This window comes from Noviherbaspirillum album, from assembly GCF_035916955.1.
In the GTDB taxonomy this organism is placed as follows: domain Bacteria; phylum Pseudomonadota; class Gammaproteobacteria; order Burkholderiales; family Burkholderiaceae_D; genus Noviherbaspirillum; species Noviherbaspirillum album.
Genome location: NZ_JAWIIV010000012.1, coordinates 137,278 through 152,573, shown reverse-complemented (window position 1 = coordinate 152,573; position 15,296 = coordinate 137,278). Strand labels below are relative to the sequence as shown.

13 protein-coding genes and 1 pseudogene are annotated in these 15,296 nt (G+C 60.1%); 1 reads left to right on the top strand and 13 read right to left on the bottom strand.

Annotated elements, in window-relative coordinates; translation table 11 throughout:
* The 7 genes from RY831_RS16040 to mnmG all read right to left on the bottom strand — a co-directional run bounded on the left by RY831_RS16040 (nt 1) and on the right by mnmG (nt 6,237).
* Nucleotides 1-339 (bottom strand): ATP synthase subunit I, encoded by a 339-nt coding sequence (locus RY831_RS16040; protein ID WP_326507375.1) that lies wholly within the window; start codon nt 337-339, stop codon nt 1-3.
* 411 nt (nt 340-750) lie between these two features.
* Entirely contained in the window at nt 751-1,305 is a 555-nt protein-coding gene (locus RY831_RS16035) for an RBBP9/YdeN family alpha/beta hydrolase (RefSeq protein WP_326507374.1), read from the bottom strand.
* A gap of 5 nt (nt 1,306-1,310) precedes the next feature.
* Nucleotides 1,311-2,210, bottom strand: a complete 900-nt coding sequence (locus RY831_RS16030) for a ParB/RepB/Spo0J family partition protein (protein WP_326507373.1) — start codon at nt 2,208-2,210, stop codon at nt 1,311-1,313.
* 17 nt (nt 2,211-2,227) lie between these two features.
* Nucleotides 2,228-2,998, bottom strand: coding sequence for a ParA family protein (locus RY831_RS16025; protein ID WP_326507372.1), 771 nt, complete (start codon nt 2,996-2,998; stop codon nt 2,228-2,230).
* A 6-nt stretch (nt 2,999-3,004) separates the two neighbouring features.
* The gene (leuE, locus tag RY831_RS16020; RefSeq protein ID WP_326507371.1) at nt 3,005-3,637 is read right to left on the bottom strand and encodes a leucine efflux protein LeuE; all 633 of its coding nucleotides are present in this window, start codon (nt 3,635-3,637) and stop codon (nt 3,005-3,007) included.
* Nucleotides 3,634-4,299, bottom strand: coding sequence for a 16S rRNA (guanine(527)-N(7))-methyltransferase RsmG (rsmG, locus tag RY831_RS16015; RefSeq protein ID WP_326507370.1), 666 nt, complete (start codon nt 4,297-4,299; stop codon nt 3,634-3,636). Before rsmG ends, leuE begins: the two co-directional genes overlap by 4 nt.
* Nucleotides 4,300-4,311: 12 nt before the next feature.
* On the bottom strand, nt 4,312-6,237 hold the full coding sequence (gene mnmG / locus RY831_RS16010; RefSeq protein ID WP_326507369.1) for a tRNA uridine-5-carboxymethylaminomethyl(34) synthesis enzyme MnmG: 1,926 nt from the start codon (nt 6,235-6,237) through the stop codon (nt 4,312-4,314).
* 391 nt (nt 6,238-6,628) lie between these two features.
* Between mnmG and RY831_RS16005 the strand changes: the two genes are divergently transcribed.
* Nucleotides 6,629-7,804: an iron-containing alcohol dehydrogenase gene (locus RY831_RS16005; protein ID WP_326507368.1), complete on the top strand. Its 1,176-nt coding sequence runs from the start codon at nt 6,629-6,631 to the stop codon at nt 7,802-7,804.
* Between the two features lie 57 nt (nt 7,805-7,861).
* Here RY831_RS16005 and RY831_RS16000 read toward each other — a convergent pair whose 3' ends face one another.
* From RY831_RS16000 to RY831_RS15970, 6 genes and pseudogenes are all read right to left on the bottom strand, one after another.
* Entirely contained in the window at nt 7,862-8,848 is a 987-nt protein-coding gene (locus RY831_RS16000; protein ID WP_326507367.1) for a branched-chain amino acid ABC transporter permease, read from the bottom strand.
* A 105-nt stretch (nt 8,849-8,953) separates the two neighbouring features.
* Nucleotides 8,954-9,938: pseudogene (locus RY831_RS33415) on the bottom strand (branched-chain amino acid ABC transporter permease).
* A 356-nt stretch (nt 9,939-10,294) separates the two neighbouring features.
* Nucleotides 10,295-11,500, bottom strand: coding sequence for an ABC transporter substrate-binding protein (locus RY831_RS15985; RefSeq protein ID WP_326507366.1), 1,206 nt, complete (start codon nt 11,498-11,500; stop codon nt 10,295-10,297).
* 44 nt (nt 11,501-11,544) lie between these two features.
* Entirely contained in the window at nt 11,545-12,255 is a 711-nt protein-coding gene (locus RY831_RS15980; protein WP_326507365.1) for an ABC transporter ATP-binding protein, read from the bottom strand.
* Nucleotides 12,256-13,026: an ABC transporter ATP-binding protein gene (locus RY831_RS15975; RefSeq protein WP_326507364.1), complete on the bottom strand. Its 771-nt coding sequence runs from the start codon at nt 13,024-13,026 to the stop codon at nt 12,256-12,258.
* A gap of 307 nt (nt 13,027-13,333) precedes the next feature.
* Nucleotides 13,334-15,046 (bottom strand): GMC family oxidoreductase, encoded by a 1,713-nt coding sequence (locus tag RY831_RS15970; RefSeq protein ID WP_326507363.1) that lies wholly within the window; start codon nt 15,044-15,046, stop codon nt 13,334-13,336.
* Nucleotides 15,047-15,296 lie beyond the last annotated feature (250 nt).

Below are 15,296 nucleotides of genomic sequence, written 5' to 3'. Positions count from 1 at the left end.
TCAGTGCCTAAATAATAAGATGATGTAACTTTTCAGCGCCACGATGAAAGCGGCGATCAGCGCCAGCCAGTTCAAATCGTGGTACAGCCAGACCACCGCACCCAATGATGCGAGGGTCAATGCAATCTTGATAAATTCGCCGATGAAAAACGTCATCGGATTGACAGCGCCCGGCTTTCTTGCGCCCATGAACAGCCGCAAGGCGAACAAGCCGTTTGGCACCACACAGCACAGTCCACCCAGAAGCGCCGACACCAGCGCATGCACTCCGCCAAGCAAGCCGGCAATCAGTCCGGCGATGACCGTAGTTGTTAATTGCAAGACGACGAGATGCAGCATAAGAGTCCGAGTCGTGCAATCCGTCGGTACGAAAATCAGCTTCCGAACCGGCTACGGGCCGCGGTGTTTCAACGTGGTGCGTTCTGTGAAACCACGGGATTATAAGTGTTTTCCGCAGCCAGCGTCAAACAATTGCCGGGTTTCAAGCGGCGTTCTGCCTACAGTAAAACTACGATGCGGCTTCCCGGATTTCTGGTCAGCGCAAAGCCCTGATCAACCCGCCCACAGGGAGAGAGTCCGGGCGGCATGTCTCGAAACCATCTTAGTGAAACAAAAGAGTGATTCCAATTACCCGAAAAGTCATGAACCTGCCTCCAATCGGGTCCGTCCGGGCGCTTCCGGAGACTAACACCACGCATCGGACAGTGTGCCCGGGGCATGGAAAGTTTTGTGTCAACGAACGGGCAAGGGTCAATGCGCCAGCTCTTCCAGCTTTTCCAGCCATTCCCGGCCCTGCGGCCAGTCGCCCAGGCCGCTGTCGCCATTGATATGGCCGCGTGCGCCGATCTCGTGAAACCCGGCACCCCAAGCCTCGGCCCAGTCACGGGCGCGCGGCAGCGCGCACCAGGGATCGTTGGACGAGGCAATCACTTTGGCCGGGAAAGGCAGGCTTGTGCGCGGCATGGGCGCGAAACCGGTGACGAATGCCGGAAAATCCTCGCGCTCCACGTCGGGCGGCGCCACCAGCAAGGCACCGCGGACCTTGGCCGCATGCGGCGCATGGGCCCGATCGCTTGCCCACCATGCGGTCAGAGCGCAGCCGAGGCTGTGGGCAGCAAGCAGCACCGGCCCCTCCGACGCGGCAATGGCAGCATCCAGCGTCGCGACCCAGTCCAACCGGTCGGGCTTGCTCCATTCCGTCTGCTGCACGCGCCGTGCGTTCGGCAGGGTTTTCTCCCATAAGGTCTGCCAGTGCCCATCGCCGGAATTGAACAGGCCGGGAAGGATGAGAACGGTCTGCGTCATGGTGGTCAGGCGGGCTGCTTTTCGATGCGGATCTTGGCGATCAGATCATCGAGCGCATCGAGATTGGCAAAGTCGATGATCAGCTGGCCCTTGTTCTTGGCGCCGAGCTTGATCGATACCTGGGTGGCGAGCGTGTCCGACAGCTCTTCCTCCAGCCTGGCGATATCGCGTGATTTTTCCCTGCCGGGTTTCTGCTTGTTGGCGGCAGCCTGCTCGGTGCTGGCGCGAACCACCAGCTTTTCGGCTTCGCGCACCGACATGCGCTTGGCAACAATCTGGTTGGCCAGCGTGATCTGCGTTGCCGAATCGACCGCTAGCAAGGCGCGCGCATGACCCATGTCGATGTCGCCGGCCATCAGCATGGTCTGCACCGGCTTGGCGAGGTTCATCAGGCGCAGCAGGTTGGAGACCGCGCTGCGCGAACGGCCGACGGCGTTGGCGGCCTGCTCGTGGGTGAAATCAAAATCCGAAATGAGGCGATGGATGCCCTGCGCTTCTTCCAGGGGATTGAGGTCCTCTCGCTGGATGTTTTCGATCAGCGCCATCGCCGCGGCGGCCTGGTCGTCGACATCCTTGACCAGCACCGGCACTTCGGACAGGCCGGCGATCTGGGCAGCGCGGTAGCGGCGCTCGCCAGCGATGATTTCATATCTGTCGGAGCCGCTGCTGACCGGGCGTACCAGGATGGGCTGCATCAGTCCCTGGGCCTTGATCGAGGCGGCCAGTTCATTGAGCGCCCCTTCGTCCATGCGGGTTCGCGGCTGGTACTTGCCGGCCTGCATCTGCGCGACGTTGAGGATGGACGGCGCGCCGGGCACGTTCGGCACCGCCTCGGCGATGTCGGAAGAGCCGCCCAGCAATGCCTCGAGTCCGCGTCCGAGTCCCTTGGATTTCTTGATAGCCATGATCAGCCTTACAGTGCCTACAGTGTATGAATGCGTTCAACCATTTCGGCGCCGAAGGCGATATAAGCCTGCGCACCCTTGGAAGATGGATCGAACACGACGCCCGGCATGCCGTAGGACGGCGCTTCTGCCAGCCGCACGTTGCGCGGAATGATGCTCTTGAATACCTTGTCGCCGAAATGCTGCTCCAGCTGCGCCGATACCTGCTGCGACAAGGTCATGCGCGGATCGAACATGACACGCAGCAGGCCGATGATCTTGAGATCGGTGTTGAGCTTGGCATGCACCTTCTTGATGGTGTTGACGAGGTCCGACAATCCCTCCAGCGCATAGTATTCGCACTGCATCGGAATGATGACGCCGTGCGCGGCGCACAGGCCGTTGAGGGTGAGCATCGACAGCGCGGGCGGACAGTCGATCAGCATGAAGTCATATTCGCCCTCGACTTCGGCGAGCGCCAGCTTGAGGCGCTTTTCGCGGTTGTCGAGTTCCACCATCTCGACTTCGGCGCCGGCCAGTTCCCGGTTGGCCGGCAGGATGTCGAACTTGCCGGTTTCCGAAGTCTTGCGCGCGGTCTTCACATCGCTCATGCCCAAAAGCACCTGGTAGACCGAGCTTTCCAGGTCAGCCTTGTTGATGCCGGCACCCATTGTGGCATTGCCCTGGGGGTCGAGGTCGATGAGCAGCACACGCTGGTTGAGCTGGGCCAGTCCGGCTGCGAGATTGACGGCGGTGGTCGTCTTGCCGACGCCGCCTTTCTGGTTGGCGACGCAGAATATTTTGGCCATTTGTTCTTAGTTGGTGGTGAGTTTGATGCCGAAGCCGATCAGGAAAATTCCCGCCGCCTTCGAGGCAAAGCGCGCGATACGCCGGTTCTGTCCAAGGCGTCTTGCCGCGGCGTTGCCGGCGACGACCAGCAGGCTCCCATAGAACAGCGTGCAGCAGGAGATTACCGCACCCATCGCCAGAAAGGTGACGCTTCCCTGATGCGTCGCCGGATCGATGAACAGCGGGAAGAAGGCCATGTAGAACACGATGGCCTTGGGGTTGATGATCGTGACCAGGAAGCCGCGGCGGAAGTCGGCGGCATTCGAGAACGGCACCGGAGCGGCGCTGCCGTCCTTGCCTGCCGTGAGCAGCCTGTAGCCGAGCCAGGCGAGGTAGGCGGCGCCTATGTATTGCAATCCTTGGAACAGCAGCGGGTTGGCCTGCAGCAGCGCTGCAACGCCGAGCGCCGCCATCAGCATCAGCAGCGCATCGCCCGCCATCAGTCCCGCCAGCGATGCATAGCCGCCGCGCAGGCCGTGCCGACCGGTGCTGGTCAGCACGCAGAAGGTGCCGGGTCCGGGCAGCATCAGAAATACCATGGTGGCGATGATCATCTGCCAGACATCGGTGATGCCCAATGCATGAAATGCTTCGGTCATGACTCCCCTTCCCTCTCAATGAAAACCAGATGGCGTTCCGCATCCAGGTTCGGCACCTTGAGCGGCTGCACCTGCGTCACCTTCCAGCCGGCGGGCAGCCGCGCGATCTCATCCTGCGGCATGACGCCCTTGAGCGCAATGAAACGCCCGCCCTGTTGCAGCAAGTGTTGCGACCAGTTGACGAAATCCTTGAGTTCGGCGAAAGCGCGCGAGGTAATGACGTCGAATGGCTGCTGCACGTGCATCCCTAACTGCAGCTGCTCGACGCGAGCGGTATGCACGGTGACGTTGGCCAGGCCAAGCTCAGCCTTGGCCTGCGTGAGAAAGGCGGTTTTCTTGTGGACTGTGTCGATCATCGACACCTGCATGTCCGGCCGGGCGATCGCCAGCACCATGCCCGGCAGTCCGCCGCCCGCCCCCACGTCCAGGATATTAACGGCACCGACAAACGCCGGAACCACGGCCAGGGAGTCCAGCAGATGCTGGGTCACCATCTGCGATGGATTACGCACGGCGGTCAGGTTGTACACAGCATTCCATTTTGACAACAGGCTCAGATAATCCATGAGCCGGCCGATCTGGGCATCGCTCAGATCGAGTTGCAATGTACGCACGCCGTCAGCGAGGGCGGCTGTCAGTTCAGCCCGGGAAGATGCGGTCATCGGACTGCTTCCTCAAGCCGCGGCCGGAGCGGAGACAAAATCCTTGAAGCCGCCTTTTTTCAGATGCACCAGCAGCAGGGAAATTGCTGCCGGTGTCACACCGGAAATGCGCGATGCCTGCCCCAGCGTTTCGGGTCGATGTTTGTTCAGCTTCTGCCGCACTTCCATCGACAGGCCGCGCACTTCCAGGTAATCAAGTTCCGCCGGAAGGCGCAAGCTCTCGTAATGATCGTGGCGTTCGACTTCCCGGGCCTGGCGGTCGATATAGCCGGCATACTTGACCTGGATTTCAACTTGCTCGCGAACCGCATCGTCGGCCACTCCCGGCCCTGCCAGGTCCTGCCCCTCGCTGCCTTTCAGTGTCATCAGGGTCGCATAGGTGACGTTTGGTCGGCGCAGCAAATCAGTGAGCGCATACTCGCGCTCTATCCCTTTGCCAAGAACGCGTTCTGCTTCTGTTACGGGAATAATGCGGGGATTGACCCAAGTCGATTTGAGCCTTTCCATTTCACGTGCAACCGCCTCGCGCTTTTTCTCGAACAGCTCCCATTGGACATCGCTTACACAGCCGAGCGTGCGACCGATTTCGGTCAGGCGCATGTCGGCGTTATCCTCGCGCAAGCTGAGACGGTATTCCGCCCGGCTCGTAAACATCCGGTACGGTTCCTGTACACCCTTGGTGATCAGGTCATCGACCAGTACGCCTAAATAGGCTTCATCGCGACGAGGAGTCCAGGCCTCTCGGTTCGAAGTTTGCAGTGCGGCATTAATTCCGGCCAGCATGCCTTGCGCCGCTGCTTCCTCGTAGCCGGTGGTGCCATTGATCTGGCCGGCGAAGAACAAACCCTGGATCGCCTTGGTTTCCAGCGAAGCCTTCAAGCCGCGCGGATCGAAATAGTCATACTCGATAGCGTAGCCGGGGCGAAGGATGTGCGCATTTTCCAAGCCGCGCATCGAATGGACGAGCGCCAGCTGCACATCGAACGGCAGGCTGGTCGAGATGCCGTTCGGGTAAAACTCGTTGGTGGTCAAGCCTTCCGGCTCCAGGAAAATCTGGTGCGCCGATTTGTCCGCGAAACGATGGATCTTGTCCTCGATGGACGGGCAGTAACGCGGTCCAACGCCTTCAATGACGCCGGTGTACATCGGGCTGCGGTCGAGTCCGCCTCGAATGATGTCGTGGGTGCGCTCATTGGTATGCGTGACCCAGCATGGCAGTTGCTTCGGATGCATGGCAACCGAACCCATTACGGAAAATACCGGGATCGGATCAAGGTCGCCCGGCTGCTCTTCCATAACCGAGAAATCGATGCTGCGTCCGTCGATGCGCGGCGGCGTGCCTGTCTTCAGGCGGCCCTGCGGGAGCTTGAGTTCTTTCAGGCGCGAGGAAAGCGATACTGCCGGTGGATCACCGGCGCGTCCGGCGGCGTAGTTGTTCAATCCCACGTGGATTTTGCCATCGAGGAAGGTGCCGGCGGTAAGCACGACAGCACGGCTGCGGAATTTGATGCCGACCTGGGTAACGGCGCCGACCACGCGATCGCCTTCCACCATCAAATCATCGACGGCTTGCTGGAACAGCCAGAGGTTCGACTGGTTTTCCAGTCGGCTGCGAATGGCCTGCTTGTACAGGATCCGGTCCGCCTGGGCACGAGTAGCGCGCACTGCCGGGCCTTTCGACGAGTTCAGGATGCGAAACTGTATGCCGGACTCGTCGGTGGCGATAGCCATTGCGCCGCCCATGGCGTCGACTTCCTTTACCAGGTGCCCCTTCCCTATTCCTCCAATCGATGGGTTGCAGGACATCTGGCCCAAGGTTTCGATGTTGTGCGTCAGAAGCAAAGTCTTTTGTCCCATACGCGCGGACGCGAGGGCAGCTTCGGTGCCGGCATGGCCGCCGCCAACGACAATGACATCAAATTCGGATGGAAAAAACATGGTGTGCCTGTTTTGGGACTGGATGGGGGTGGAAATATGAAGCAGACCGAGGCGAGATTATAAGCGGTTTTCAACCACTCCCGCAGACCAATGGCTTGCCTGTAGTTTTTGTTTCACGTGAAACATGAGGCAAGGCTTTCGATGTTTGACCGGCTGAGTCTCACTTCTTTGAGAATAGGGTTAGATATGGACGAAATCGGTTTTATAGGATGGCGTAAAGAACCAAAGGCAATTGTTTCACGTGAAACACCGTCATCCTCGCTGCGGCAAGTTTCATACGGCGTTATGATGGAGCTTAGCGATGAACACAATCCGCAGTAGAGCGATAGACGCAATGCAACGGGGATTCGGCGGCCACAATCCCCATTCAATAACATAGCCTGGAGACCATATGATTACCAACGCCAATTCTTCGCCCTTTACCTTCAGTACTGTCCCGAATATCGTTTCGGAACCGGGCATTGCAAAGCGCCTGGGAGACCTCGTCACCCAGCATTTTCCTCAGGCCCGCCGGGCACTACTGGTTACCGACAATGGCTTTCTCAAAACCGGGCTCGTCGATGCGCCGATTGCCAGCCTGAAGGGTGCCGGCCTCTGCGTCGCCATCTACTCGGATGTAGTCGCCGACCCTCCGGAAGCCGTTGTCCTGCACGCCGTTAGTGAGGCACGGCAAAATGACACAGACCTCGTCATCGGCCTCGGTGGCGGCAGTTCGATGGATGTGGCCAAACTGATTGCTGTCCTTGCCGGAAGCGACCAAGAGCTGAAGACCATGTACGGCATCGGCAACGTCAAAGGCTCACGTCTGCCGCTGATCCAGATCCCGACCACCGCGGGAACCGGATCGGAAGTCACTCCGATTTCCATTGTGACGACGGGAGCAACAACCAAAATGGGCGTTGTATCCCCGAAACTGTATGCGGATCTCGCCATTCTTGATGCGGAATTGACGCTCGGCCTGCCTTCCAAGGTCACGGCAGCCACCGGCATCGATGCAATGGTGCATGCGATCGAAGCCTATACCACCAAGCATAAGAAAAATCCCTTGTCCGATATGCTGGCCCAGAAGGCGCTGGAATTACTTTCCAGAAATATCCTCGCAGCCTGCGAAGATGGGAAAAACCTCGCGGCACGGCAAGCCATGCTGCTCGGCGCGATGCTGGCAGGTCAATCCTTCGCCAATGCGCCGTGCGCCGCCGTCCATGCCCTCGCCTACCCAATCGGCGGAATTTTCCACGTGCCACACGGGTTGTCGAATTCCCTGGTGTTGCCGCATGTCTTGCGCTTCAATGCACCGTCTGCGGCGGGGCTTTATGCCGAACTAGCGGACATTGTTGCGCCCGGTGCAAGCGGCAGCACGGAAGCCAAGACCGAGGCGCTGATACGGCAAATGGACGAGATTGCCCGCCGCACCGGCATCGAAACCCAGTTGCGGCAAGTCGGCGTAGCCGAATCGGATCTCGACCGCATGGCGGACGACGCCATGCTGCAGACCCGCCTGCTGACAAACAACCCGCGCGAAGTCACGCGCGCAGATGCCCGCGCCATCTACGCCGCAGCGTTGTAAAACAGAAGAATCAGGGGAAGAAAGCCGGCAGCAGGACGCTGCCGGCGAAGTAAGGACTTAATGCGAGGACGACGGTGCTGCGGAGCCGCGCTTGAACAGCGCGCCGATCTCACCGACGATGCCGCGGCGGAAGGCCAGCACGCAGACGATGAAGATGAAGCCGGTCACGATGGTCACTGATTCGCCGATCGAGCGGAACCACTCGATACCGCTGACCGAGGCCAGGAAATTGCCGAAATCGCCCAGCTTGTTTTCCAGCGCAATGATCAGGATCGCGCCGACGATGGGGCCGGTCAGCGTACCGAGCCCACCCACAAGCGTCATCAATACCACCAGGCCGGACATTGACCAGTGTACGTCGGTCAGCGTCTCGAAACCGAGCACTACGGTTTTAGTAGCACCTGCCAGCCCGGCAAGCGATGCCGACAGCACGAAGGCCAGCAGCTTGTACTTGTCGACGTCATAGCCGAGCGAGATCGCGCGCGGCTCGTTTTCCTTGATCGCCTTGAGCACCTGCCCGAACGGCGAATGCACGGTACGCACGATCAGCGCAAAGCCCGCAATGAAGATTGCCAGCACCACGTAATACATCGTCATGTCGCTGGAAAGATCGATCGTACCGAGCAGGCTGCCGCGCGGCACCCCTTGCAAGCCATCCTCGCCGCCGGTGAACGGAGCCTGCAGGCAGACGAAGTACAGCATCTGGGCCAGCGCCAGGGTGATCATCGTGAAGTAGATGCCCTGGCGGCGGATCGCCAGGCCGCCCATGAGCAGGCCGATCACCGCCGCCACCGCGATACCGGCCAGCAGGCCCAGTTCGAACGGCAGGCCCATTACCTTCAGCGCATGTCCGGTAATGTAGCCGGCCATGCCGAAGAAGGCCGCATGGCCGAAGGACAGCAGACCGGTGAAGCCGATCAGCAGATTGAACGCGCAGGCAAACAATGCAAAGCACAGTATCTTCATCAGAAATACCGGGTACACCAAGAACGGTGCAGCCAGTGCGATCGCGATGGCGACCGCGTATCCAAGCGACTTATTCATAACCCAACCTCTTCAAACCGTACAAACCGATATTCAGACGCCGCGAAAACCCGTCGGCGCACGTGTGTCGATGCAGGCGGCTGCCCGCCTGCCCTTCTTTCCGATCTATTTTTCCTTGCCGAACAGGCCGGCCGGACGAATCATCAGCACGATGGCCATGATGATGAACACCACCGTGGCCGACAGTTCCGGGTAGAACACCCGCGTCAGGCCCTCGATCACGCCCAGGCCCAGGCCGGTGAGGATGGAACCCATGATCGAGCCCATGCCGCCGATGACCACCACCGCGAACACAACGATGATGAGGTTCGAACCCATCAGCGGCGATACCTGGATCACCGGTGCGGCGAGCACGCCGGCCAGCGCCGCCAGTGCCACGCCGAAGCCGTAGGTCAGGGTCACCATCAGCGGTACGTTGATGCCGAAGGCTTCCACCAGCTTGGGGTTCTCGGTGCCGGCACGCAGGTAGGCGCCAAGCTTGGTCTTCTCGATCACGAACCAGGTGGCAAAGCACACCACCAGGGACGCCACAACGACCCAGGCGCGGTATTTCGGCAGGATCATGAAGCCCAGGTTGAACGCCCCCGACAAGGCCTCANCAGGTGGCAAAGCACACCACCAGGGACGCCACAACGACCCAGGCGCGGTATTTCGGCAGGATCATGAAGCCCAGGTTGAACGCCCCCGACAAGGCCTCAGGCACCGAATACGGCTGCCCGGAGACGCCGTAGAAGGAACGGAACAGGCCTTCGAGCATGAGCGTGATGCCGAAGGTCAGCAGCAGGCCATAGAGATGGTCCAGCTTGTACAGCCAGCGCAGCATGGTCTTCTCGATGATGATGCCGAACAGGGCCACCAGCAGCGGCGCCACCAGCAGCATCACCCAGTAATTGACCTGGAAATAATTCAGGCCCATCCAGGCCAGGAATGCGCCCATCATGTACAGCGCGCCATGGGCGAAGTTGATCACGTTGAGCAAGCCGAAGATCACGGCCAGGCCGAGCGACAGCATGGCGTAGAACGAACCGTTGACCAGGCCGAGCAGGAGCTGGCTGAGCATGGCCTGTAGAGGGATGCCGAATATATCCATAGACGATAAGAGAAAATGCTTGAATGCGAACGCTTTTCCGAGCTGCAGAAAAGGCCGGTGCAGGGATGCAGATGGAATGCGCCGGCTCGAAAGATGCCGGTCGAGTCCCTTCCCTTTTCCCCTCCCAGCGATAGGAAGGGAATCATGACGCCAAACCTGTTGCCAATAAAACAATCACCGCATGAGCCATGGGGTACCGAACACTGAGGCACCGGGTCATGTGCCGCCTGTTCGCCACGCCAATGCGGTAATTGGAGCACGGCGCGCAGGCGGCATCGTTGCCGTCTGCGCGCCGTGGTTTGCCTACCGCGGTATCTCGTCCTGCCTGATACCGCTTGATGCTGCCTAAGCCCGGCTTACTTCCACAACGCGCACTTCGACTCGGCCTTGGTGGTGAATGCCTGGTCGCCCGGGATGGTCTGCACCACCTTGTAGTAATCCCACGGGTACTTCGATTCCGAAGGCGACTTCACCTGCATCAGGAACATGTCATGCACCATGCGGCCGTCCGGGCGGATCACGCCGTTCTTGGCGAACATGTCGTTGATCTTGGTGTTCTTCAGATGCGCCATGACCTTGTCGGCATCGTCGCCGACTGCCTTGACCGCGTTCAGGTACTGCATGGTGGCCGAGTAGTCAGCGGCCTGCAGGCTGGACGGCATCTTCTTCATCTTCTCGAAGTAGCGGCGCGCCCACTTGCGGGTCTCGTCGTTCTGGTCCCAGTACCAGGCGTCGGTCAGGTACATGCCCTGGGTCAGCGCCGGTGTCAGCGAATGCACATCGTTGATGAACATCAGCAGGCCGGCCAGCTTCATCGACTTGTTGATGCCGAACTCGTTAGCCGCCTTGATCGCATTGATGGTGTCGCCGCCCGCATTGGCCAGGCCGAGGATCTGCGCCTTCGACGACTGGGCCTGCAGCAGGAAGGACGAGAAGTCCGAGGCCGACAGCGGATGGCGAACCGCGCCGGCCACGGTGCCGCCGGAAGCCTTGACGACCGTGGTGGTGTCGTTTTCCAGCGAGGCGCCGAATGCATAGTCAGCGGTCAGGAAGTACCAGCTCTTGCCGCCCTGCTTCACGACCGCGGACCCGGTGCCCTTGGCCAGCGCCACCGTGTCATAGGAATAGTGAACCGTGTACGGCGTGCATTCCTCGTTGGTCAGGCGAGCGGTGCCTGCGCCGATGGAGATGAAAGGCTTCTTCTTTTCCGCCGCGACTTTCGCCATCGACAGGTTGGTGCCGGAATTGGTGCCGCCGACCAGCATGTCGAGGCCTTCACGGTCGAACCATTCGCGCGCCTTGGAGGCGGCGACGTCGGCCTTGTTCTGGTGGTCGGCCGTGATCAGTTCAATCTTCTTGCCGTTGACCGTGCCGCCGAAGTCGGCGATCGCCATCTTGATCGCTTCGACGCCGCCCTGGCCGTCGATATCGGAATACAGGCCCGAAATGTCGGTAATGAAACCGATCTTGACCACATCGCCGGAAATCTGGGCCGATGCGGAACCGGCCATCGCCAGCGACAGGGTTGATGCGACGGCAACTGCAATTGCTTTCAACTTCATTTCAATCTCCTTTGTTATACAAAGCCATTGTGTGGCTTGCTTGCTTATACCCCGAGCAGCGAATTCAGCACGGGCATCTTGTTATTGAGTTCGGATGCGGCGAAGGATTCTACGATCTGGCCATGTTCCACCACATAGAAGCGGTCCGCAAGCGGCGCGGCGAAGCGGAAATTCTGCTCCACCATGACGATCGTATATCCCTTTGCCTTGAGCATGGTGATCATGCGCGCAAGCGCCTGCACGATCACCGGCGCCAGTCCTTCGGAAATTTCGTCGAGCAGCAGCAGGCGCGCGCCGGTACGCAGAATGCGCGCCACCGCCAGCATCTGCTGTTCGCCGCCTGACAGCCGCGTGCCCTGGCTGTTGCGGCGCTCCTTCAGGTTGGGGAACATGTCGTAGATCTCTTCGATCGACATGCCCTTGTCGGTGCTCGATACCTGCGGCGGCAGCAGCAGGTTTTCCTCGGCCGACAGCGACGAAAAAATGCCCCGCTCTTCGGGGCAATAACCTACGCCGAGATGCGCGATCCTGTGGGTCGGAAAACCGATGGCTTCGGTGCCGTTGATCTTGATCGAACCCTTGCGCGCGCCGGTCAGGCCCATGATGGCGCGCAGCGTCGTGGTGCGTCCGGCGCCGTTGCGCCCGAGCAGGGTCACCACCTCGCCCTGGTTGACCGAGAAATTGAGATCGTGAAGGATATGCGATTCGCCATACCAGGCGTGAAGATTCCTGATTTCCAGTGCCGGTACAGCCATTCAGTGCGCTCCTTCCAGTTCGCCGCTGGTGGTGCCCATGTAGGCTTCCATCACCTGCGGATTGCTTGAAACTTCCTCATACGTGCCTTCGGCCAGCACCGCGCCGCGCTGCAGCACGGAAATGCGGTCGCTGATGCCCGAGATCACGCTCATGTTGTGCTCGACCATCAGGATGGTGCGGCCGACCGATACCTTCTTGATCAGCGCGGTCACGCGGTGCACGTCTTCATGGCCCATGCCCTGGGTCGGCTCATCGAGCAGCATCAGTTCCGGCTCCATGCCCAGCGTGGTGGCAATTTCGAGCGCGCGCTTGCGGCCGTAGGGCAGGTCGACCGTCATCGTGTCGGCGAAGTTTTCCAGATCCACCTGGGCAAGCAGCGCCATCGCGCGGTCGTTGAGGGCATTGAGCTTTTTCTCGCTCTGCCAGAAGGCGAAGGAATTGCCGAGCGGGCGCTGCAGGCCGATGCGCACGTTTTCCAGCACGGTCAGGTGCGGGAAAACGGCGGAAATCTGGAACGAGCGGATGATGCCCTGGCGCGCGATCTGCGCCGGCTTGGACATCGTGATGTCGCGGCCGTTGAAAAGGATCTGTCCCGAGGTCGGGACCAGGAACTTGGTAAGCAGGTTGAAGCAGGTCGTCTTGCCGGCGCCGTTGGGGCCGATCAAGGCATGGATATGCCCGCGCTGCACCTGCAGGCTAACGTTGTTGACGGCAGTAAACCCCTTGAACTCCTTGGTCAACTGCCGCGTCTCCAAAACCACATCCGCCATGGGTTCTCCCTGTTGACTGTTATTAGGTCAGGCCAATACTGCCCGCTGTTTCAGCGGAAGGTCGTGCATAACGAAAATGCACAGTACACAGTACGACTGGGGGGGTGGCAATACAGTAGAGAATTCATCCACCGATTGTTTGGCCTGTATCAATCGTTCTGGTTCGTATAGATATATTGACTACAGGCAAGTCGAGCCAATGTTAGCATGAAGAAAACAGCGATGTCAGCTAATCCTTTGCAGAAGGCCTGCGTCGGCATCCGGCAATCAAATGAAAAGCGCTCCTTGCGGAGCGCTTATTTTTTCTTCAGCTTCGCAGCAGCGCCTGCTCGGGCTGCACCGGCTGCACCCCTGCGCCAACGTCGACCGTCTTGATGATGCCGGCGCCCTGCCCGCGCCGCGCCGCCTTGATCCATTCAGCCGCCTTCTCCGCGATCATGATGGTCGGCGAATTGGTATTGCCAGAAGTGATCGTCGGCATCACCGATGCATCGACCACGCGCAGGCCGCGTATGCCCCTGACCCGCAGCTGGCTGTCTAGCACCGCCATCGGATCGTCGGCGCGGCCCATGCGGCAGGTGCCGACCGGATGGAAGATGGTGGTGCCGATATCGCCGGCGGCTTTCGCCAGTTCTTCCTCGGTGCGGTAATGCACGCCCGGCTTGAATTCCTCGGGCATGTACTTCTGCAATGCCGGCGCGGCGACGATGGTGCGCGTGCGCGTTAATGCATTGGCCGCCACCTTGCGGTCTTCCGGCGTGCTCAGGTAATTCGGCGTGATCTTGGGCGCGGCGAACGGATCAGCCGATGCGATGCGGATATGCCCGCGCGCGGTAGGCCGCAGGTTGCAGACGCTGGCGGTGAAGGCCGGAAAAGGATGCAGCGGCTCGCCGAAACGCTCCAGGGACAGCGGCTGCACATGGTATTGCAGGTTGGGTGTCGGCTGCGATGGATCGGAACGGGTGAAGGCGCCCAGCTGCGAGGGCGCCATCGACATCGGCCCGCTGCGCGACATCGCATACTGCATGCCGATGCGCATCTTGCCGAACCAGTTGGCAGCCATCGTATTGAGCGTCTTCGCGCCCCGGATGCGGAAGGCCATGCGCAATTGCAGGTGGTCCTGCAGGTTTTCGCCGACGCCGGGCAAATCCATCACCACCGGAATGCCGTGCTTGTGCAGCAGTTCGCCGGGACCGATGCCCGACAACTGCAGGATCTGCGGCGAACCGACCGCGCCCGCGGTGGAAATGGTTTCATGCGTGCATTCGGCAAACCATTCCCTGCCGCCGCCGGTGAATTCGACGCCGGTGCATACCTCGCCCTGCTCGCCTTTCTGGATGCGCAGCCGCTTCACATGGCAGCCGGTCATGATGTCGAGCTGGCCCTTGCGGTTGTGGGTCGGCTTCAGGAAGGCGCGCGCGGTGCTCCAGCGCAGCCCCTTCTTCTGGTTGACCTCGAAATAGCCGCAGCCTTCATTGTCGCCGCGGTTGAAATCCTCGACATTCGGAATGCCGACCTGGGCAGCCGCCTCCCGGAATGCATCCAGGATTTCCCAGGACAGGCGCTGCTGCTCGACCCGCCATTCCCCGCCGGCGCCATGGAATTCGCTCGGCCCCTTGTGATAATCCTCGGTCTTCTTGAAAACCTGCAAGACCTGGTCCCAGCGCCAGCTGTCGTCGCCGGTGATGTCCGCCCACAGGTTGTAATCCCTGGCCTGGCCGCGCATGTAGATCATGCCGTTGATCGACGACGATCCGCCGATGACCTTGCCCCGCGGGTATATCAGCGCACGGCCGTTCAGGCCGGCATCGGCTTCGGTGCGGAATAGCCAATCGGTGCGTGGATTGTCGATGCAATACAGGTAACCGACCGGAATGTGGATCCAGAGATAGTCATCCTTGCGACCAGCTTCCAGCAGCAGCACCGAAACGCCCGCATCCTGCGCCAGCCGGTTGGCCAGCACGCAGCCGGCACTGCCGGCACCGATGATGATGTAGTCGTATTTTCCAGCGGATTCCATGAATGCTCCTGTTTGTTCCTGTATTCCTGCGTGCATTGCTGCCGTTTTCAGGCTTTTCTTTGCGCCAGAGACCGGCCAATGTGGTTTTGCGGTTTTTTATATTGAAGTTGAAGTATACGAATAGTAGTAATGGTTAACTGCCTGCCCTTCCTGTGGATAAGCCGGTAAACCCGTTTCCATTCAACCGCTTGAAGAATGCACAAGCACCTGCACAACCCGTGTATGGCGAGAGGATGGATTCGGGATAAAA

Bases quoted from the DNA above. Each gene is read 5' to 3' on its own strand.
- RY831_RS16040 (WP_326507375.1), bottom strand. From the start codon at position 339: ATGCTGCATCTCGTCGTCTTGCAATTAACAACTACGGTCATCGCCGGA.
- RY831_RS16035 (WP_326507374.1), bottom strand. From the start codon at position 1,305: ATGACGCAGACCGTTCTCATCCTTCCCGGCCTGTTCAATTCCGGCGAT.
- RY831_RS16030 (WP_326507373.1), bottom strand. From the start codon at position 2,210: ATGGCTATCAAGAAATCCAAGGGACTCGGACGCGGACTCGAGGCATTG.
- RY831_RS16025 (WP_326507372.1), bottom strand. From the start codon at position 2,998: ATGGCCAAAATATTCTGCGTCGCCAACCAGAAAGGCGGCGTCGGCAAG.
- leuE (WP_326507371.1), bottom strand. From the start codon at position 3,637: ATGACCGAAGCATTTCATGCATTGGGCATCACCGATGTCTGGCAGATG.
- rsmG (WP_326507370.1), bottom strand. From the start codon at position 4,299: ATGACCGCATCTTCCCGGGCTGAACTGACAGCCGCCCTCGCTGACGGC.
- mnmG (WP_326507369.1), bottom strand. From the start codon at position 6,237: ATGTTTTTTCCATCCGAATTTGATGTCATTGTCGTTGGCGGCGGCCAT.
- RY831_RS16005 (WP_326507368.1), top strand. From the start codon at position 6,629: ATGATTACCAACGCCAATTCTTCGCCCTTTACCTTCAGTACTGTCCCG.
- RY831_RS16000 (WP_326507367.1), bottom strand. From the start codon at position 8,848: ATGAATAAGTCGCTTGGATACGCGGTCGCCATCGCGATCGCACTGGCT.
- RY831_RS15985 (WP_326507366.1), bottom strand. From the start codon at position 11,500: ATGAAGTTGAAAGCAATTGCAGTTGCCGTCGCATCAACCCTGTCGCTG.
- RY831_RS15980 (WP_326507365.1), bottom strand. From the start codon at position 12,255: ATGGCTGTACCGGCACTGGAAATCAGGAATCTTCACGCCTGGTATGGC.
- RY831_RS15975 (WP_326507364.1), bottom strand. From the start codon at position 13,026: ATGGCGGATGTGGTTTTGGAGACGCGGCAGTTGACCAAGGAGTTCAAG.
- RY831_RS15970 (WP_326507363.1), bottom strand. From the start codon at position 15,046: ATGGAATCCGCTGGAAAATACGACTACATCATCATCGGTGCCGGCAGT.